The sequence below is a fragment of the Flavobacterium sp. genome (genome assembly GCF_035456085.1).
GTDB lineage: Bacteria > Bacteroidota > Bacteroidia > Flavobacteriales > Flavobacteriaceae > Flavobacterium.
The window spans coordinates 38,008-58,319 of the sequence record NZ_DATIDY010000021.1 but is presented as its reverse complement, the minus strand read 5'-3'; the positions used below and the strand labels follow the sequence as shown (position 1 = coordinate 58,319).

Sequence of the window (20,312 nt, the reverse complement as noted above, 5' to 3'; positions counted from 1 at the left end):
GTTTCCAAATAGTCTATAGAACTTCCTTTTTTTATTGTATTTATGATTTCATTTTCATCATAATATTCATTTTCAGGAATAAGCATTGAAAAGTGTTTTCCAATTGCTTCTTCAGCAGTATAACCCAAAACGCGTTCTGCTCCTGCATTCCAAGATGATATTATTCCGTCAATAGTATTAGAGACAATGGCTTCTTCAGAAGATTTAACAATCGAAGACATCAATGCCTGTTGTTCTTCTAATTTTTTTCTTTCGGTTATATCCCTGTAATTCACCATATAACCACCAATACTCTTATTCTCAATCAAATTAATAACTGTTCCTTCTATCCAAATTATCTGTCCTTCTTTTCCAATAATTCGATATTCTGATTCTTTTGAAATTTTATTCGATTTACTTGTCGACGCCAAAAATTGTTTTGCCTTTTCTTGATCATCAGGATGAAAGAAATCCAGTAGGTTTTTATTTTTACTTTCATCAGCACTAAAATTACTTATTTTTTCTGCAACAGGGCTCTTGTATATTATTTGTAAATCCTTATTGAACAAAATGATAGCATCAGTAATACTTTCCGTTACAATTCGGTATCTTTCTTCACTTTCTGCGAGTTTTTGGTTAGCCTGTCTTCGGTTGGTAATATCTGTGTGAAAAATCATAACATGAGTCACTTCATCACTATCCAAAAACGAAGGAATCATTCTGACCCCACCCCAAACATTTTCCTTTATTTCAAATTCAAATTCTATTTTCTCTCCATTATCAAAACATCTATTCAATTGCTCACTTATAAATGACTGGTCTTTTTCGGCTAAAATTTCAACACAATTCTTTCCAATAAACTCTTTGGCAGGTGTATCATTAATTATATTTTTGTTTATATTTTCAATTATAAAATCTCTATTAACATAAAGAATTGTATCAGGACTGTTTTCATAAAGATGCCTAAACATTTCTGTAGCCTGTTTTTTTTCAGTTGTCAATTCGATAAACATCATGATACCACCAATTTCGCCAGTAGCTTTATGCCAAGGATGAATTTCCCATCGTTGCCACTCAGCTTTACCATCAGCACGAATTATCACATCATCATCTGATTTTTCGGTAGCCCCCTTCAAACAACGCTGATGTACATCTTTCCAACGTTGCGGAATTTCTGGAAATAACTCATAATGATTCTTACCAATTATAGATTCCTTTATTGAATAGTCCTCTAACCACTTATTACTAGATGCAATGTATCGCATATCGTTATCAAACATTGCCAATGAAACAGGACTATGTTCTACGAATAATTTCAAAAGCTCTTTATTTTCAATAAGTTCAGCCTCTATCCTTTTTCTATCGGTTATATCCCTGTAATTCACCATATAACAACCAACATTCTTGTTATCAAGTAAATTAATGACCGTGCCTTCAACCCAAACCACCTGTCCTTCTTTTCCAATAAGTCTAAATTGTTGTTCGGTTGAAACTTTGGTCAAACTATTAACTGATGCTAAAAAATGAATAGCATTTTCAAGATCATCAGGATGAAAGAAATCTAATAAAATTTTACCTTTCTTCTCTTCAAAACTGTAACCAGAGATTCTTTCTGCTACTGGACTTTGGTAAATTATTTCTAATTTCTCATTGAATAAAACAATGGCATCCGTAATGTTTTCCGTTAAGAGACGATATCTTTCTTCGCTTTGTTTTAATTCTTTTTCTGCTTTTAATCTTTCAGTAATATCGGTAGAAAGTGATAAGATGGCATTTCTATTATTGTAAACAATCTTATGAGAAAAAACATTCATATCTATTTCTTCTCCATTTTTCATTACATGTTTCCAATTACCGTTAAAAACAGTTTGATCAACATTAACAGCAAATTGAATGTAATCTTTTATGCGTTGATGTTCCTCTTTTGGTCGATAATCAAGTAAACTCATTTTCTCCCACTCCTCTTTGGAATAGCCATATTTATTGAGTACTGTATTATTTACTTCTAACACCTCTAGGTTTTCAATATCCCAAACAATAGCATAAATAGGGCTGTTATCAAATAAATAACGATACTTATCTTCGCTCTGTCTTAATTCATTTTCTGCTTTTACCTGTTCCGTAATTTCATGGCCAATGGACAACATTGCTTTTTGGCTATTATATAAAATTTTATGAGAAGTCACGTTCATAAACATTTCCTCTCCATTTTTCTTTAAATACCTGCCATTTGTGTCAAAAACAGTCTCTTCACTATTATTAATTATCTCAACAAAATCCATTGTTTTATAATGAACTTCTGTAGGACGATTATCCAGAACTGTCATGTTATCCCAATCTTCTTTGCTATAACCGTGATTATTCAGTACAGTATTATTTACTTCCAATACCTTCAAAGTTTCAGGATCCCAAATAATAATATGCCCTGGGTTATTATCGAATAAATAGCGATACTTTTCTTCAGATTCTTTAATAAGTTTTTCAGATTTTTTTCTTTCGGTGATATCGCGAATTATTGCAATATAATGGTCTCCTTCATATTTCTTTCTATTAATTTCAACCTCAATAATGGCTCCATCTTTTGTCTGTAATTTTGTTTCATCTATAAGAGTATCTCCCCTTTTAATCAAATCAATATCTTGTTGTAACAATCGCATACTGACCCATGGACAAATGTCAGAACTATCCATCGATAAAAATTCTTCCTTTGAATACCCTAGTAATTGACATGCACTTGTGTTTGCCATACGAATATTAGAATTTTCGTCAATTACAAGAATTGCATCTCCGGCTTGTTCAAATAATGAATGGTATTTACTTTCTGTTTCGACCAATTTTTTATCAAAACGGTTTCGATCTCTGATAATCGTATAATTTTTCTTTAATAAGTAAATCAGATATGGAACTGAAAAAATTAAAACTATTAATAATAAATAGGTGAATTTTTGTTTTGAGGCTTCGTAAACTTTAGAATTGCTAACAAAGATATTTTTGGATTCGTTTGTCTGAAAAAAAATCAAATCATATATTTCATTTGAAAGGGCTTGGGTATTTATATTAAGTTCACTTTGACGAATACTATTAAAAGTTTTAAAGTCGTTTCGTTCTAAACACAGTATTAATTTGTTTACAGTTTGTGAATATTTATCTAATGCTACCTCGGTTTCTGAAATTTTTGTTTTTTCAGTAATGGTCAAGTTTGTATTTTTATACTTTTCCCAATCAATTATTATATCCTCCAGATTTTTTTTCAAGTTATCACTGGCTTTTAATAAAACCATCTGTTCTTGTGATCGCATGTTTGTAATAATAAACACATCAGATATGGCACGACGCATTTTTACCATTTGTTGCACAGGAATCATCCTATCTTGATATAGTTCTTCAGAACCTTTGTTTAGTGTACTAATTTCTCTAACAGCATATGCTCCAACACAAATTGCCAGTATAGACAACACAAATGCAAAAAAAGTTAATTCTAAAGACGCTTTAAACTTGTTAATCATAAAACACATTAATTATTCATTAGTGTATTCAATACAAAAAGTATCAAACACATAAAGTTTATTAAAAACTATTATTTATGTTTTTTTTTGTCATATTTCTATACAAAAAAATTCAAATAAATGTCTTCAATTAATTATAAAAGGGTGGGGGAAATAATTCTGAAATAGAATCGTTAGCTAAAATATAATTTTATCGATAAAACAGAAAATCTTATCGATAAAATACGCTAATTTTAAAAAAAATAAGAGTTAAAACTTACAAATGTTATAGTTGCAAAAGTAAAAACTAAAAATCTTTGACGATTAGTGCTGAATTTTAGATTTATGTTCAGACAGTAAAAATATAAAAGAGGCACTGGAGTGCCTCTTTATCCATTACCATCAACAACTTTTATTTATTGCTAGGAATATTATTATTAAAATAAGATTTTCTTCTGAGTTTTATTTTAATTTAAAAAACCTTTTACAATCTCTTTCAATAGATTATCTAATTCCTGATTTGAAATTTTACCCTTTTCCACATCAAAGTTATCGTTGAAGTTTGGTAACGAAAAAACCGCTTTAATTTCTGTATTGAAGCGTGGAAAGTTATTTTGCGCAATTTCAAGAACACTAGCGCCACCTCGTGCACCAGGAGAAGTTGCCATTAACAACATTGGTTTGCCTTGAAACACTTTTGGATTTATACGTGAACACCAATCAACTGTGTTTTTGAAAGCGGCACTGTAATTTCCATTATTTTCAGCAAGTGAAACCACCAAAAAATCGGCAGTAGCAATTTTATCTATAAAAGCTTGGGCTAATGAATGATGACCAATTTCAGCTTCTTTATCCACGCTGAATAATGGCATTTCGTAATCATTTAAATCTAAAATCTCAGTTTGAGCATTTTCGAATAGACCAGCCGCATAAGTGGCTAGTTTTTTATTGATTGATTTTTTACTTGGACTTCCTGCAAAGGCTATTATTTTCATGGGTCTTTATTTAAAATTACTATTCTATTCCTAAAACTTGTTTTGCTAAATCAATCATTTTTGGAGTTCCCGTATGTTTGTTTTTTTCGTCAGATAATTTTACAGCACCTTCCCAATGACTGTTTTCGGGTTTTGTATCTGTAAGTTTGATTACCATATTCATAGCGGGTAAACCTACGTCATTACTAAAATTAGTTCCAATCCCGAACGACATTTTTATTTTTCCACGACAATAATCGGCAATGACTTTGACCTTATCAAAATTTAAAGAATCTGAGAAAACAATAATTTTCGATTTAGGATCGATTCCCATTTGTTCGTAATGTGCAATTGTCTTTTTGGCAAACTCAATTGGATCGCCACTATCATGACGAACACCATCAAAAAGTTTGGAATATTTTTTATTAAACTGCTCAAAAAATACAGCTGTAGTATAAGTATCAGTCAATGCAATTCCGAGATCACCTTCGTAAACTTTTGTCCAATTTTCGAGACTTATGGCGTTGGCAACTTTAAATCCGTATTGGGATGCATGATACATAAACCATTCGTGAGCATGCGTTCCCGATGGTTTTCGATTTTGAAGCATTGCTAAATGCACATTACTTGTTCCTAAAAAACTACTTGTGCCAAAAGCATTCAAAGTTTCGTTAACCAGACTTTGCACTTTATAGGAATGACGACGGCGAGTTCCAAATTCTAAAATTACCACTCCCAAGTCATTGTATTTTTCTATTTTTTCTTTAGTGATGCGTTTTACTTCATCATCGCTAATTCGAATTAAATTTTGAGAAGCATAAAAAAGCTCTGAAATCAAAGCCATCAAAGGAACTTCCCACAATATAGTTCGATACCAATAGCCTTCGATGGTTACTTTTAATTCACTTCCCTCCTGCTCGATTGTAACTTCGGTTGGGTCATATTGATAACCTTGCAGAAAATCCAAATATGTTGGGTCTAAATAAGGACAATTGTCTGCTAAGAATTTCTTTTCCTCGACAGTTAATTTTAAATAAACCATAGCATCAACAGCTTCACGAAGTAAAATAGCAAAGTTAGGAGGAAAAAGATGCTTGCCCCGATTGATAAATGCGTAACGAACTTTTGCGTTTGGAAAAAGCTTAATTACTGCATGTTGCATGGTCAACTTATAAAAATCATTATCTAAAATTGACTGTAGTTTAATTGAACCCATATTCATTATAAATTGATTTTTTATTCTAGCCCAAACACAAAACAATGCTTTTCAGCGATATAGTCTAAAGTAAATTTAAACTTAAAAATTGAATTTTCTATATTGAAAATACTATCAGTGAAATTAACTATAAAATTATAATAACTTATTTAATGGCTGGATAGTATAAAAAAGAAGGAGAAACGACAAATCATTTCTCCTTCTTTTTGATAGTAAAATTAAGTTATAAAGTACCTTATTTTTTAATTACTTTATTAGTTGTAATGCCTTTATCAGATATTATTTTAATAAAATAAACACCATTGCTTAATTTTTTTAAACTAATAATGTTTTGAGTTTGGCTTACGTTTTCTGAAAATAATTTTCTGCCATTCAGATCATATATTTCAGCCGTCGCATTAAATGTATTAAAGCCTTCAACATTCACAAAATCTGATGTTGGATTTGGCGAAATGTTTAATTTCACAGCATTATCAAATTGTTTTGTACTTAATGCTACGTAATTTTTGTCTAACCAGTTTGATGAATTTCCATTTAAAGCAAAATTATACAGTATTCCATCGTTGGGATTGATATAAGAATCATGCAAAGTTGTAACAGTATCATTATTTCCTGAAGCTGTCCCTTGATTAAAGCTATAAAGTGCCAATAAATTAGCTTCATTTCCATTTAATACAGCATTCATATTTGTAGTAATTTCAGCATCCGTGGCTGCTTTTTTCCAAATACGTACATCATATAAGTCTCCAGAAAACTTTTCGTCAGGAAAACCATCACATCCAATGTATACTATGCTTGATGAATTTGGCAAAGATGACATTGAACCAGTGCTGTTAGTTCCTTGTAATACGCCATCAATATAGATTTTAATTGAATTCCCATCATATACACCTGCGATATGTTGCCATACCCCTTGTTTTAATGAATTTTCTGGAGTAGTAATAGCATAAATTCCAAATCCAATAAAAAATTCATAGCCGGTTTTCAAAGCTCTCAATGCAAATTGTGTATTGGAACCATGATTACTTACAATTGCACCAGAGGTAGGATAATTTGCTAAAGCGGGTTTTACCCAGGCTTCCACAGTTAGGACATTTGAGCCGCTTAAGCTATTTGGCACAAAAAAACTTGGAACTAAAACCTCATCATCAACTCCATCAAAATTTAAAGAGTTTTGTTGACCATAAAAAGGCAGGACTAAAAATAATCCAATAAATAAGTAGATTTTCTTCATAAAATCGGGGGTTAAGGGGTTAAATTGAGGCGCAAAACTATTATTATTTTAAAAAAAAACAAAAGACAAAAAAGATAAAATATATCCTTGAAGAATATTGAAATTTACTGCCAAACAATAAAAAATTTAAAATCAATTAATTACAGATTTCAGAAAGCACAAAAAAAAACCGTCTCGTTTTTTTTTTGACGAGACGGTTGTTCATAATTCTATTTTCTATTTTCTTCTTAAACGTTGAAACGGAAATGCATTACATCACCATCTTTTACAATATACTCTTTTCCTTCAACTTTAAATTTACCTGCTTCTTTGGCTTTCGCTTCTGAACCGTAATGAACGTAGTCTTCGTATGAAATAACCTCAGCACGGATAAAACCTTTTTCAAAATCAGTATGGATAACTCCAGCAGCTTGTGGCGCAGTTGCTCCGATATTGATAGTCCAGGCACGAACTTCTTTTACACCAGCTGTGAAATAAGTTTGTTGTTTCAATAATTTGTAAGCAGCACGAATTAAAACTGATGAACCTGGCTCTGTTAACCCCATATCTTCTAGGAAAACCTGACGTTCTTCATAGCTTTCAAGTTCAGTAATATCAGCCTCAGCTCCTACAGAAAGAATGATTACTTCAGCATCTTCGTCTTTTACTAATTCACGAACTTGATCAACATATTTATTTCCACTTACCGCTGAATTTTCATCAACATTACAAACATACAAAACTGGTTTTGTAGTAATTAATTGGAAACTTTCCATCAAAACTTCTTCGTCATTGTTTTGAGGAATTACTGTTCTAGCTGATTTTGCTTGCAAAAGAGCTTCTCTGATTCGGTCTAAAAGTGCTTTTTCAGTTTGCGCTTCTTTGTTTCCGGTTTTAGCTGCACGATTTACTTTTTCCAAACGTTTTTCAACTGTCTCTAAGTCTTTTAATTGCAACTCAATATCAATCGTTTCTTTATCACGGATTGGATTTACATTTCCATCAACGTGAACAATATTATCATTGTCAAAACAACGCAAAACGTGAATAATCGCGTTGCATTCTCTGATATTTCCAAGAAATTGGTTTCCCAAACCTTCACCTTTACTAGCTCCTTTTACCAAACCTGCAATATCCACAATATCGACAGTCGCCATTTGAACACGCTCTGGTTTAACTAATTCTTCCAATTTATTGATTCTTGGATCTGGAACGTTTACAACTCCAATATTTGGTTCAATAGTACAAAACGGAAAGTTGGCACTTTGCGCTTTTGCATTCGATAAACAATTGAATAATGTTGATTTTCCAACATTTGGTAATCCTACAATTCCTGCTTTCATGGTATATATATTTACAAATAACAGTTTGCTGTTACTCGTTTTTTAGTTATTCCTTTTTTAAAGTCTGCAAATATAAGATTTAAAAATGCTTGTAAAACAATTTTTTAAGATTAATAATTTTTATTCGTTTATCAATATTTTTCGAATATATTTCAATGTTTTTGTTAAAATAGTCTTATATTTAGACAAAAATTCAATCAATACTAACAAATCAAACCAATTATGAAAAAAATTATGCAATTATTCTTTTTGTTAAACGTCACATTGATGTTGGGACAAAAAGAAGTGTCAGGAGTTGTGAAAGACAAAAGTGGCAATCCGCTGCCTAGGGTAAATGTTATTGAGAAAGGAACTAAAAATGGCGTTTCTACCGAAATGGATGGTAGCTATAAACTAAACGTAAGTGAAGGCGCAAGTTTGATTTTTAGTTATATTGGCTACAAAAGCATTACCAAAAATGTAGATGGACCAATAATCAATTTAGTTTTATCTCAAGAAGGTGAACAAGAACTCCAAGAAGTTCAGGTTGTCGGTTCCAGAAATGTTAAAAGAACAGTAACCACTTCAGCGGTACCAATTGATATGATAAATATTAAAGATGTTGTGAAGCAAAGTGGAAAAATTGAGATTAATTCCATGTTACAATATGCGGCACCTTCATTTAATGCCAGTAAACAATCTGGGTCTGATGGAGCCGACCATATTATTCCAGCTACACTTAGAGGAATGGGACCTGATCAAACATTAGTATTAATTAATGGAAAACGCAGACATCAATCTTCTCTTATTAATCTTTTTGGAACCAGAGGTCGCGGGAATACTGGAACTGATTTGAATGCCATTCCATCATCTGCCGTAAAAAGAATTGAAATTTTGCGCGATGGAGCAGCTGCTCAATATGGCTCTGATGCTATTGCTGGTGTAATCAATTTAGTGTTGAATGATAAAGTAGACGAACTAACCGGAACGGTAACTTATGGTGCTTATAATGCAAAAGCCAAAGGTGATTTTCTTCCGGGAACGCCTAATACAGAGGGTTTCAGACTAGACGAAAACGGTTATGGAAATTCATACGGAAAAGACAAATCCTTTGATGGAGGTTCTGTTTCTCTGACGGCTAATTATGGATTTGGTATTGGTGAAAAAGGCGGATTTGCCAATTTTACTACAGAATACATCAAAACCGACAAGACTTTACGACCAGCTTATGATTTTAGAAAAGGTTTTGGAGATGCAGAGGTAGAAGGTTTTAACTTTTTTGGAAATATGGTTATTCCGGTTTCTGATAAAACAGAATTTTATGCTTTTGGAGGAAGAGATTTTAGAAATACTGATGCTTATGCATTTACAAGAAATGATGGCGAAAGAGTTGTAGAATCTATCTATCCTGGCGGATACACGCCTAGAATTACCTCCAATATTATAGACAACTCTGTAGCGGCAGGGTTTAGGACTAAAACCGATAGCGGATGGAAAATAGATTTTAGTAATACATATGGCAAAAACTTTTTTCACTACTATATAAAAGGAACTATAAATGCTTCATTAGAAAATGCCTCTCCTACCGAATTTGATGCTGGGGGTCACTCATTAAGCCAAAACACTACCAATTTTGATTTTTCAAAAAACTATGATAGCGTTTTAAAAGGAATGAACTTAGCTTTTGGAGCTGAATTCAGAACTGAGACATTCGATATTTTTGCTGGCGAACAGGGGTCTTATGCCACCTATGATACAAAAGGAATACCAATAACCGATCCTGAAAATCAATCAGCACCAATTGATCCTATTTCTGGTGAACCAAGACCCGGAGGATCACAAGGATTTCCTGGTTACAGCCCTGCAAATGCTGTAAATGAAAGCAGAACTAATTTTTCCTTGTATGCTGATTCCGAATTTGATATTACCGATGATTTTCTAGTTAGTGCTGCAGCGAGATTTGAAAACTATAGCGATTTTGGCAGTACTTTAAACGGAAAATTAGCCAGTAGACTAAAATTAGGAAAGAATCTTAATCTTAGAGGATCGATAAGTACTGGATTTAGAGCTCCATCGTTGGCACAAATCTATTACAATTTAAGCTTCACAAACTTTAACTCAAGTGGCGCAACAGATGTTTTACTTTCATCCAACGATAGTCCTGTGACTAAAGCTTTTGGAATTCAAAAATTAAACGAAGAAAAAGCTGTCAATGCCTCTTTAGGGTTTGCTGCAAATTTTGGAGATTTTACAGCTACAGTTGATGGTTATTATATTGGTGTTAAAGATAGAATTGTACTTACCGGTTATTTTGATGCATCAAATTTGAATTTAGGAGTTTCAGAAGCACAATTTTTTGCAAACGGTGTTGATACAGAAACTTATGGATTGGACATAGTGTTTTCATGGAGAAAAACTTTTGGGGCATCGACTTTTGGAGCTAATTTGGTTGGAAACATCAACAATATGAAAATAACTAAAGTTTTGAATGGAGCGTTAGATGAAGAAACTTTCTTCGGTGCACGCGAAAAAGCTTTTTTACAGGCTTCAGCACCTGAAAATAAATTCAGCTTAAATCTTAATTATGCTATCAAAAAATTTGATGCTGGTTTGACTTTAACTCATTTTAGTGAAGTAGTTTTAGTAGATTATGATGGAGCTGACGATGTTTACCATCAAAAAACCATTACTGATCTGACTGCGGGTTATCAATTATCAAAAGAAATAAAACTAAGTATTGGATGTAATAACCTTTTTAATATTTATCCAACTAAACAAGATGAAATAGGTAGTACAGAAGCTGGTGGATATTGGGACGCTGTGCAAATGGGTTTCAGTGGAGCTTTTTACTACGCCAGATTAGGTTTTACTTTCTAAGAAAACACAAGCTAAAAACAAAGGACTTTCAGATGGAAGTCCTTTGTTTTATTTACTAATATCATTTATAATTTCTGTCTCTTTGGCTGTAGGAGTCAATCCAGAAACATTCCAATATTCAGTCAGGATAGAATCTTTGGCATTGAATAGTGTTTTATCTTTAAAAACCTGAGACTCTTTGTAAGTGAAATTTTGAATATTAAAATTTGTAGTTACCAAATTATTTATGACTTCAATATTTTTCACTTCATTTCCTTTATTCACTTTAAAATTAATTTCTTCATTGGAACTTATCAGATAGTAATTTCCGAGGTCACAACTGTATAATGTTTTAAACTCCGATCTGACAATATTTCTAAAACCCTTAGCTGTATTTTCCTTAAGAGATCTCAAAGTTGAGGGCGATGCTACGGCATTAACCTCAACAATTAATTTCTTTTTAACATCATAAACAATTTTAAAATCGTCTAATATTTCGGTGGTTTCTCCTTCGACAATTGGAGTTGCAGCGATATAATTATAATCTTGATTGGAAGGATTTACTTTTACAACAAAACTATATTTCTTGCGTACTTCATCATCCAACAAGGGTTTCAAAACGGAAAACATATAATATTTCTCCATCATTCCATTTAAGTTGTAGCCCAACAAATCGGATGTATCTATATCTTCAACCAAACCAAAAGATCTATTTTGTTCTAATAACAAAACCGATTTAACCTTTTTATCTTCTTTGTATAATTGAAAGTTAATAAGTCCGTCAGCGAAATAGGTGTATTCGTCATTTAATTTAAAAAACTCTCTTGAATATACTTTCAATCGAGCTGGAACATTTAATGTTTTAACGGAATTGGCAACTAATTCTTTTATTATTTCTTTTGGTTCTTTATGTGTAATAACGATATCGTCTAATCCAGTGAGTTTGCTTTTCATATAAAAAACATTTTCTTCCTGATTTAGCGAGGCCCATTTTATAATAATTGGTAAATATGATGAATGTGTTACTTTTAAATTTGATCCGCCTTTGATTTCAAATGAGATTACACCTTCTTCATTAGACATTAAAACCTGTTTGGTTTTTAAAACTAACACTATCGCATCATCTATAGGCAAATTGGAGTCTTCATCTAACAATATTACTTTTTTTTCATGGGTTTGTGAAAAAGCACTAAAACACACAATAATGTGAAGTAAAAGAAATATTTTTCTCATATAAAAAAGTTTGGAGCAATTGACCCTTATTCAAAAGGCTCTTTAAAAATATGGAAAAAAATTATAATAAGTATTTTCAAACCAAAAAAAAGCAAAAAAATAGTTAAGAAAACAAAAAAACCTGCACGTTTAATGCAGGTTTTATATTAAATACTGAAAATATATAACTATTCGTTATGTAAAAATGCTTGTCTGTTCAACAACGTTTCTTCATCTTCTACATGATTATCATCAGGTATACAACAATCCACAGGGCAAACTGCGGCACATTGTGGTTCATCATGAAAACCTTTACACTCTGTACATTTGCTTGGTACGATGTAATAAATTTCATCCGAGATTGGTGTTTGTGGCTCATCAGAATCTACTTCTGTCCCATCTGGCAAAATTACTTTTCCTCTTAATTTTGTACCATCTTTATATCTCCAATCATCTGCTCCTTCATATATAGCTGTATTTGGGCACTCTGGTTCGCAAGCCCCACAATTAATGCATTCGTCGGTTATTATAATTGCCATTTGTTCTTTTTTTATTATTCGAGGTTAAAAAACTCATGTCAAGTAACTTTTGACATTAAGACTTTTGTCTTTCGACTTATTATAGCTTATTTTTGTGCAAAATTACAATCAAAACTTTTCATAAACAAACATTATGACATTAGATACAAAAAAAAACACATTTGTTAAATTAGGAAAATTCCTGAATCAATTTAAAGACGGGAATATCACTAGAGACGAAACTGTATTTGGTAATGATTTATTTTTTGAAAAATTTATTGATTTAATTCAACTATCTCAATCTCATAATGGTTGGTACACTCCAGAACAAGTTTATTTTGCAATTAATTCATGGGCAGAAGCTTTATCAGAAGAAAATTTAACCCAATGGCTTTCTCAATATGATTTGAATAATGTGAAACCCAAAAAAGTCGCTTTGGTGCTGGCAGGAAATATTCCGCTTGTTGGTTTTCATGATTTTATTTCTGTATTAATTACTGGTCATGATGTTCTGGTAAAAACATCTTCAAACGACCAACATTTATTGCCTTTTCTGGCTAATTATTTAATTGCTTTAGAACCTGATTTCAAAAATAAAATCTCATTTGTTGAAGGAAAATTAGAAAATTTTGATGCCGTAATTGCGACCGGAAGTAATAATACTGCCCGTTATTTTGAATATTATTTCAAAGACAAACCATCAATCATTAGAAAAAATAGAAATTCGGTTGCTGTTTTAAATGGTGACGAAACCAAAGAACAATTAATTGCATTGGGCGAAGATATTTTTAGATACTTTGGATTGGGATGCCGTAATGTCTCTAAACTTTTTGTTCCAAGAGGCTATTCATTTGATGCTTTTTTTGACGCCATTTTCGAATATCAGGATATCATTCATTATGAAAAATACGCCAATAATTATGATTACAATAAAGCTGTTTTTTTGATGAGTAATTTTCAATTATTGGACAACGGATTCTTGACCATCAAAGAAGATTCGAGTTACAGCTCCCCTATTTCGAGCGTATTTTATGAATATTATGAAAACGTAGCCGATTTGCAGAATCGCTTAGATAATGATGTAGATCATATTCAATGTGTCGTAAGTAATAATATCGTAAAAAACAGTATTCCATTTGGAACTACCCAAAAGCCCAATTTATGGGATTATGCAGACAACGTGGATACAGTAGCGTTTTTATTAACAATATAATTCAATATTTTTTTTACATTATTACGAATAATTTAATGGTTATTCGTATCGTATTCCCGAAATTTGCACTTTAAAAAATTCAGCTATAAACTAAGTTTGAACAACTAAAAAAAGCAACAAAACCATGAAAAAACACAATTACAGCCCAGGACCATGTATTTTACCACAAGAAGTTTTTGAAAAATCAGCACAAGCCATTTTAAATTTTAATAATTCTGGTTTATCACTATTAGAAATTTCGCATCGTAGTAAAGATTTTGTTGCCGTAATGGAAGAAGCGAGAGAATTAGTTTTAGAACTTTTGGATTTAAAAGGAAAAGGATATAAAGCTATATTTCTTGGTGGAGGAGCTAGTTTAGAATTCCTAATGGTTCCTTATAATTTGATGAAAGAGAATGGAAAAGCAGCTTATTTAGATACAGGAACTTGGTCTTCAGCAGCAATAAAAGAAGCTAAGTTTTTTGGAGAAACTGTTATTGTTGCTTCTTCAAAAGAACAAAATTACAATCATATTCCAAAAGGATATACAATACCTGCCGATGCAGATTATTTTCACTGTACTAGCAACAACACTATTTTTGGAACACAAATGAAAGAATTTCCAGAAACCAATATCCCAATTGTTTGCGATATGAGTTCTGATATTTTTTCTAGAAAAATAGATTTTTCAAAATTTGATATCATTTACGCAGGAGCGCAAAAAAATATGGGACCTGCCGGAGCAACTTTGGTGGTTATTAAAGAAGAAATTCTTGGAAAAACAGGCCGTACTATTCCAAGTATGCTTGACTATGAAAAACATATCAAAGCAGACAGTATGTACAATACTCCTCCTGTTTTCCCAGTTTATGCGTCATTATTAACTTTACAATGGTTAAAAAAAATAGGCGGAATTGAGGCTATCGAAAAAATCAATGATGCAAAAGCTGCTCTCCTTTATGCTGAAATAGATAGAAATCCATTATTTAGAGGAACTGTTGCTATTGAAGACCGTTCTAATATGAATGCTACTTTCTTATTAAACGACGAATCACATACTGCTAAATTTGACGAATTATGGAAAGCAGCAGGAATTTCAGGATTGCCAGGACATCGTTCTGTGGGTGGTTACAGAGCTTCTATCTATAACGCTATGCCAATAGGAAGTGTACAAGTTCTTGTTGATGTTATGAAAAATTTAGAAAGCGAAGTTTAAAGTTATTTTTGTTTAATGTTTAAAGTTACTCAACTTTCCTAATGGAAGGATCCAACAACCTTAAACCTTAAACTTTAAACTTATTTAATATTTTAAACCAAAAAAATTAAATGAAGATATTAGCAAACGACGGAATTTCGAATAGCGGAATTGATGCTTTAGAAAAAGCCGGTTTTGAAGTTATTACCACAAAAGTAGCACAGGAACAAGTTGCTAATTTTATCAATAAAAACGACATAAGTGTTCTGTTGGTTCGCAGTGCAACCAAAGTTCGCAAAGACATTATTGATGCTTGTCCGGGTTTGAAGATCATTGGCCGTGGCGGCGTTGGAATGGATAATATTGACGTTGAATATGCCGAAAGCAAAAACATTCATATTATAAACACACCAGCCTCTTCATCAGAATCGGTGGCTGAATTGGTTTTTGCCCATTTGTTTACTGGTGTACGATTCCTGCATGATTCGAATAGAAATATGCCTTTGGAAGGCGATACGCATTTTAATGAACTAAAAAAAGCCTATGCGAACGGTGTTGAACTAAAAGGCAAAACACTTGGAATAATTGGCATGGGACGCATCGGAAAAGCTACTGCGAAAATGGCTATCGGTCTTGGAATGAAGGTTATTTATAGCGATACTGATGTTCCTCATAAAGATTTGAAAATCCATTTTTTTGATGGACAAACTATAAGTATTTCGCTTGTTTCTCAATCTTTAGAATCACTTTTTAAAGAATCTGATTTTATTTCGTTACACGTTCCGGCTCAAGACGATTACGTGATTGGCGAAAAAGATTTTGAACTCATGAAAGACGGAGTTGGAATCATCAACTGTGCGCGAGGAGGTGCCATTGATGAAGTTGCATTGGTTGAAGCTTTGGATAATGGCAAAGTATCATTTGCAGGTTTGGATGTTTTTGAAAATGAACCAAATCCGGAAATTACCATTTTGATGAATCCAAAAATCTCATTGTCTCCACATATCGGAGCAGCTACAGGAGAAGCTCAAGACCGAATTGGAATAGAATTAGCACATCAAATCATAGAATTACTAAAGTAAACATTTGATTTAAAACACATTAGTTAGAAATTATTAAGTTCAATAATAATTTCTAACTTTTTTTTTGACTACATTTGATAGTAACCTTAAATCAAAAAACTATGTTTGAACAATTAACCCAATTAGTACAACAATTTGGTCAGGAAGCAGTTGTGAATAACGATGCCGTTCCCAATGAACATAATGAAGCTGTAATGGAAGAAGCTGGAAACTCTATTTTTGCGAGTTTAGAAAAAATGGCTAGCAGTGGAAATGTTAATCAACTTGCAGGTTTATTAAAAGGAAACAACGTGCAAGATCCTTCAAATCCAGCGGTTCAACAAATCACACAACAGCTAAGTGGAAGTTTGGGAGAAAAATTTGGTTTGAGTAGTAGTGCTGCAGCTGGTGTTGCAGGAAGTTTGATTCCTAAAGTTCTTGGTAGTTTGGTAAACAAAGCTAACGACCCAAATGATAGTTTTCAAATTACTGATATAATTAACTCTATTTCAGGTGGTGGCGCACAAGGGTCGAGTATAATGGATGCTATTTCAAAATACGGAGCACAATTTGGCCTGGACCAAAATGCTGATGGAAAATTAGATATTTCCGATGCAATTGTTGCCACAAAAAGCAAAGGGGGAATTGGCGGATTTCTGGGGAGACTTTTTGGAAGATAGAATTTAATTCGATTTTAAAAATTTATTAATAGACATTTACACTTTTGTAAGTGTCTTTTTTTTTAGATAGATTTAAATGAATTTTACCTATTATTTAAAGCTTGTAAAGTTTTTTATCAAACATAATCCAAGATTTAAAACAGGCTCTAAATCAACAAAAAAGCGTAATTTTACTTAAAATAAATTATTGTTAATCGTTAATTTTAGAATCATGAAAAATTCAATTTACATATTCATCATTCTTTTGACAATTATCGCTTGCAGCACTTCGAAATCCCAAGTTGCAAACATTGAAAAACCAAAAGCTACAACTAGTAATGACACTATAAAAATTGTTAACGAAGAATTAGAATATGAGGTTATCATTATTGAACCTGGTTTTGATTTCTGGTTACAATCAACCGCTTATCCAAGAGGATATTATTCTCAAAGCTATTTAGAAAACAAAAATCTTTTTTACGTTTTAGAATGGAATAACCGGGTTCTTCAACCACAAAAATATTCTCCGAATTTATACGAAATGACCATCAACTATGATCCAAATATTAATTATGGCTATGAAGTAAATTATCTAATTTATAACTACATGATTTATTTTCAAAACAAATACAATCAAAGATTATACGGACGGGTTCCGCCAAGATAAAAATTGGAATCAAAGTATTTTTTGACGAAACTTTAAATGCTATAAACCACAAAACCTAGTATATTTGTAAAAAAGGAAATTGCATATTAATGAAAGGATTAAAACAACGTTGGGGAATAACATCCAATTGGCAAATAGTAATAATATTTATTGTTTTTGCTATAAACGGTTCTTTATCTGCAAAAATTTCGGGTTATGTTTTAAATTATTTTGGCTTATATAAACATAACGTTCATTGGTTTTTATACTATTTAATTTTGCTGGTTTTAGTTTTACCTCTTTATCCTTTTTTATTAATGGTGTTTGGATATATTTTTGGTCAATCCAAATTCTTCTTTCCTTTCTCGAAAAGAATGCTCAAAAGTATTGGACTAGGTTTTATTTTTAAAGAATAACAATCGAATTTCTCTTATTTTCATTTCTTTTTAAACCAATACGTATAGAGCCAAGTCAATGTAAAAGAAGGAATTATATCTGTAAACGGTAATATTTCTTCCAAAAAAGTCAAGAAACCAGCCATCCTGCCTACTCTCCCTTTGTACATTTTGGTCATCAAAAAACCAGCCAATGGTGCCCAGACTACATCGCCAAATTCACCAATTCCAGGAATTGTAAACGAAAGCATTCCGATAGCATCAAAAACGAGTCCTAAAATTAGTTTCTTATTCTTTAAATTTTCGTCTGTTGCAATTTCATTTTTATTTTCCATATTCTGAAATTTGATAATTATAAATATACAAATACTTTGTTTCTTTGTAAAAATAGTTGACATCAAGAAATACCGCCCTAAATCATAATTTATAATTGGCATAAAATGATACACGCAAAGAACATACATAAATTTTACGATCAGCTTGAAGTATTAAAAGGGGTCGATTTGCATATAAAAAAAGGGGAAATCGTTTCTATAGTTGGAGCTTCAGGAGCTGGAAAAACGACACTTTTACAAATATTAGGTACATTAGACAAACCAAGTCTTACAAAAGAAAACGAAAATCAAAATAATGCTTCCTTACATATAAACAAAGAAGACATTTTGAAAATGAATGATAAAACGTTGTCTAAATTCAGAAATTTGAATTTGGGTTTTATTTTTCAGTTTCATCAATTATTACCTGAATTTACGGCTTTGGAGAATGTTTGTATTCCAGCTTTCATCGCTAATAAATCCAAACAAGAAACCGAAAAAGAAGCCAAAAAACTATTAGAATATTTAGGACTTTCTCACAGAATTAATCATAAACCAAACGAACTTTCGGGCGGCGAACAACAACGTGTAGCTGTTGCAAGAGCCTTAATCAATAAACCTGACGTTATTTTTGCCGATGAGCCTTCTGGGAATCTAGACACCCATTCGGCAGAGAATTTGCATCAATTATTTTTTCAGCTTAGAGATGAATTTGGGCAAACGTTTGTGATTGTGACTCATAATGAAGAATTGGCTAATATGGCTGATCGAAAATTAATTATGGTAGATGGGCAGATTAGTAATCCATAGTTTTATCTAAGGAAAGTGATTCAAAACTATGTTTTTTATATGGTTAAAACCCTTCAAAAATTCCTAATCCAAATAAAGCAAAATCATATTTTACCGGGTCATTTGGATCCAGTAATCTTAAATTTGTGTCTAATTCTAACAGCGCTTTTCCATCGTTTTGTTTTCTATCTAATAAGCCTAACTTTCTGGCTACATTGCCAGAATGAACATCTAAAGGGCAAGAAAGTTTGGAGGGCGATATGTTTTTCCAAATACCCAAATCTACTCCCGAATTATCGTTTCGGACAAACCATCTCAAACACATATTAATTCGTTTAGCAACTGAACCTTTTAAAGGATCTGCAACATGTTTTCTCGTTCTGTTGAGATGAGGAATTTCAAAGAAAGCCTCGTTAAGTGCATGAATTGCTGGTTGAAGAGAATCTTCTGTTTGGTGATTTACAAAAATAGATTCCAAACCTTGGTGATTAGAATATAAATGTTTCAAAGCTTTTATAAAATATTTAAAATCCTCTGAATTAAAAGTTCGGTGGACAAAACCTTCTAATTTTTCCAGTTGGTATTCATTGTGATCCATTACAAAATCAAATGGTGAATTGCCAAGTAAATCCATCATTCTATGTCCATTTTTGGTAATCATTTTTCTGTTTCCCCACGCTATTGTTGAAGCTAAAAAACCAGCAATTTCGATATCTTCTTTCAAAGAGTATCGATGTGGCACGCTAATGGGATCAGGTTCTATAAAGTCAATGGTATTGTATTGAAGTACTTTAGAATCAAGAAAATCTTTTAATTCATTTTTAGGTATAACCATGATAAAGAGGCTGAGGGAAAATATTTTTGTACAAATATAATTCTTTGAGATTACAAATAAATACTGTGCCAAAAAACACAGTTTATATCACCTGAGCTAAACTTACTTTATATCAATTACTTTTATCCTAAATGAGACATTTTTTGATTGTTTTTTAAAAAAAATTATTGCCAAAACCTTGTTTTTCACACTATTTAACACTAAAAACCCATCAAAAACAAAATTCGTAATGTAATAAATTACAGTGCTTTAGATCAAATTTAATGAAAATTATGATTTATTTGTAACTATTAACTTTCATTTTAAAATATTTAATGTCTTTAATCGATAAAAAATGATTTTAAACGATAAATATTGTAGTTTTGCACCTGAAGTTAAAACAAAAATTATTTTTTTGCTTAATAAATTAGTAGAAAAACTAACATAGGACATTAATACATTACAAGTCTAA

The 20,312-nt window shown here is 31.8% G+C and carries 17 protein-coding genes; 8 read left to right on the top strand and 9 right to left on the bottom strand.

Annotation, left to right across the window (positions count from 1 at the left end; translation table 11 throughout):
• From VLC96_RS01600 to ychF, 5 genes are all read right to left on the bottom strand, one after another.
• Window positions 1-3,485: PAS domain S-box protein (locus tag VLC96_RS01600; RefSeq protein WP_325260295.1), on the bottom strand; the 3,485-nt coding region annotated here is incomplete at its 3' end.
• A 446-nt stretch (window positions 3,486-3,931) separates the two neighbouring features.
• Window positions 3,932-4,459: an NADPH-dependent FMN reductase gene (locus VLC96_RS01595; protein ID WP_325260294.1), complete on the bottom strand. Its 528-nt coding sequence runs from the start codon at window positions 4,457-4,459 to the stop codon at window positions 3,932-3,934.
• Between the two features lie 19 nt (window positions 4,460-4,478).
• On the bottom strand, window positions 4,479-5,660 hold the full coding sequence (gene pncB / locus VLC96_RS01590; RefSeq protein WP_414655557.1) for a nicotinate phosphoribosyltransferase: 1,182 nt from the start codon (window positions 5,658-5,660) through the stop codon (window positions 4,479-4,481).
• A gap of 229 nt (window positions 5,661-5,889) precedes the next feature.
• Window positions 5,890-6,888 (bottom strand): T9SS type A sorting domain-containing protein, encoded by a 999-nt coding sequence (locus VLC96_RS01585; RefSeq protein ID WP_325260293.1) that lies wholly within the window; start codon window positions 6,886-6,888, stop codon window positions 5,890-5,892.
• A gap of 227 nt (window positions 6,889-7,115) precedes the next feature.
• Window positions 7,116-8,210 (bottom strand): redox-regulated ATPase YchF, encoded by a 1,095-nt coding sequence (gene ychF / locus VLC96_RS01580; protein ID WP_325260292.1) that lies wholly within the window; start codon window positions 8,208-8,210, stop codon window positions 7,116-7,118.
• A 222-nt stretch (window positions 8,211-8,432) separates the two neighbouring features.
• On the opposite strand from ychF, the gene VLC96_RS01575 reads away from it, so the two are divergent.
• Window positions 8,433-11,066, top strand: coding sequence for a TonB-dependent receptor (locus VLC96_RS01575; RefSeq protein WP_325260291.1), 2,634 nt, complete (start codon window positions 8,433-8,435; stop codon window positions 11,064-11,066).
• Window positions 11,067-11,114: 48 nt separating this feature from the next.
• Here the strand turns inward: VLC96_RS01575 and VLC96_RS01570 are convergent, their stop codons facing one another.
• Together VLC96_RS01570 and VLC96_RS01565 are read right to left on the bottom strand one after the other, a co-directional pair.
• Window positions 11,115-12,278, bottom strand: coding sequence for a hypothetical protein (locus VLC96_RS01570; RefSeq protein ID WP_325260290.1), 1,164 nt, complete (start codon window positions 12,276-12,278; stop codon window positions 11,115-11,117).
• A gap of 167 nt (window positions 12,279-12,445) precedes the next feature.
• A complete protein-coding gene (locus VLC96_RS01565) occupies window positions 12,446-12,796 on the bottom strand; it encodes a 4Fe-4S dicluster domain-containing protein (RefSeq protein ID WP_325260289.1) in 351 nt (116 codons plus the stop codon).
• 133 nt (window positions 12,797-12,929) lie between these two features.
• Between VLC96_RS01565 and VLC96_RS01560 the strand changes: the two genes are divergently transcribed.
• From VLC96_RS01560 to VLC96_RS01535, 6 genes are all read left to right on the top strand, one after another.
• Window positions 12,930-13,988 (top strand): acyl-CoA reductase, encoded by a 1,059-nt coding sequence (locus tag VLC96_RS01560; RefSeq protein ID WP_325260288.1) that lies wholly within the window; start codon window positions 12,930-12,932, stop codon window positions 13,986-13,988.
• Window positions 13,989-14,112: 124 nt separating this feature from the next.
• The gene (serC, locus tag VLC96_RS01555; protein ID WP_325260287.1) at window positions 14,113-15,183 is read left to right on the top strand and encodes a 3-phosphoserine/phosphohydroxythreonine transaminase; all 1,071 of its coding nucleotides are present in this window, start codon (window positions 14,113-14,115) and stop codon (window positions 15,181-15,183) included.
• Between the two features lie 110 nt (window positions 15,184-15,293).
• Entirely contained in the window at window positions 15,294-16,244 is a 951-nt protein-coding gene (locus VLC96_RS01550; RefSeq protein ID WP_325260286.1) for a D-2-hydroxyacid dehydrogenase, read from the top strand.
• 101 nt (window positions 16,245-16,345) lie between these two features.
• Window positions 16,346-16,903, top strand: a complete 558-nt coding sequence (locus VLC96_RS01545; RefSeq protein WP_325260285.1) for a DUF937 domain-containing protein — start codon at window positions 16,346-16,348, stop codon at window positions 16,901-16,903.
• A gap of 211 nt (window positions 16,904-17,114) precedes the next feature.
• On the top strand, window positions 17,115-17,549 hold the full coding sequence (locus tag VLC96_RS01540) for a DUF6146 family protein (RefSeq protein WP_325260284.1): 435 nt from the start codon (window positions 17,115-17,117) through the stop codon (window positions 17,547-17,549).
• Window positions 17,550-17,638: 89 nt separating this feature from the next.
• Entirely contained in the window at window positions 17,639-17,944 is a 306-nt protein-coding gene (locus tag VLC96_RS01535) for a DUF6787 family protein (protein ID WP_325260283.1), read from the top strand.
• Window positions 17,945-17,964: 20 nt separating this feature from the next.
• Here VLC96_RS01535 and VLC96_RS01530 read toward each other — a convergent pair whose 3' ends face one another.
• The gene (locus VLC96_RS01530) at window positions 17,965-18,258 is read right to left on the bottom strand and encodes a hypothetical protein (protein ID WP_325260282.1); all 294 of its coding nucleotides are present in this window, start codon (window positions 18,256-18,258) and stop codon (window positions 17,965-17,967) included.
• Between the two features lie 105 nt (window positions 18,259-18,363).
• On the opposite strand from VLC96_RS01530, the gene VLC96_RS01525 reads away from it, so the two are divergent.
• Window positions 18,364-19,047: an ABC transporter ATP-binding protein gene (locus VLC96_RS01525; protein ID WP_325260281.1), complete on the top strand. Its 684-nt coding sequence runs from the start codon at window positions 18,364-18,366 to the stop codon at window positions 19,045-19,047.
• A 43-nt stretch (window positions 19,048-19,090) separates the two neighbouring features.
• Here the strand turns inward: VLC96_RS01525 and VLC96_RS01520 are convergent, their stop codons facing one another.
• Window positions 19,091-19,855 (bottom strand): TIGR02757 family protein, encoded by a 765-nt coding sequence (locus VLC96_RS01520; protein WP_325260297.1) that lies wholly within the window; start codon window positions 19,853-19,855, stop codon window positions 19,091-19,093.
• Between the last annotated feature and the right edge of the window lie 457 nt (window positions 19,856-20,312).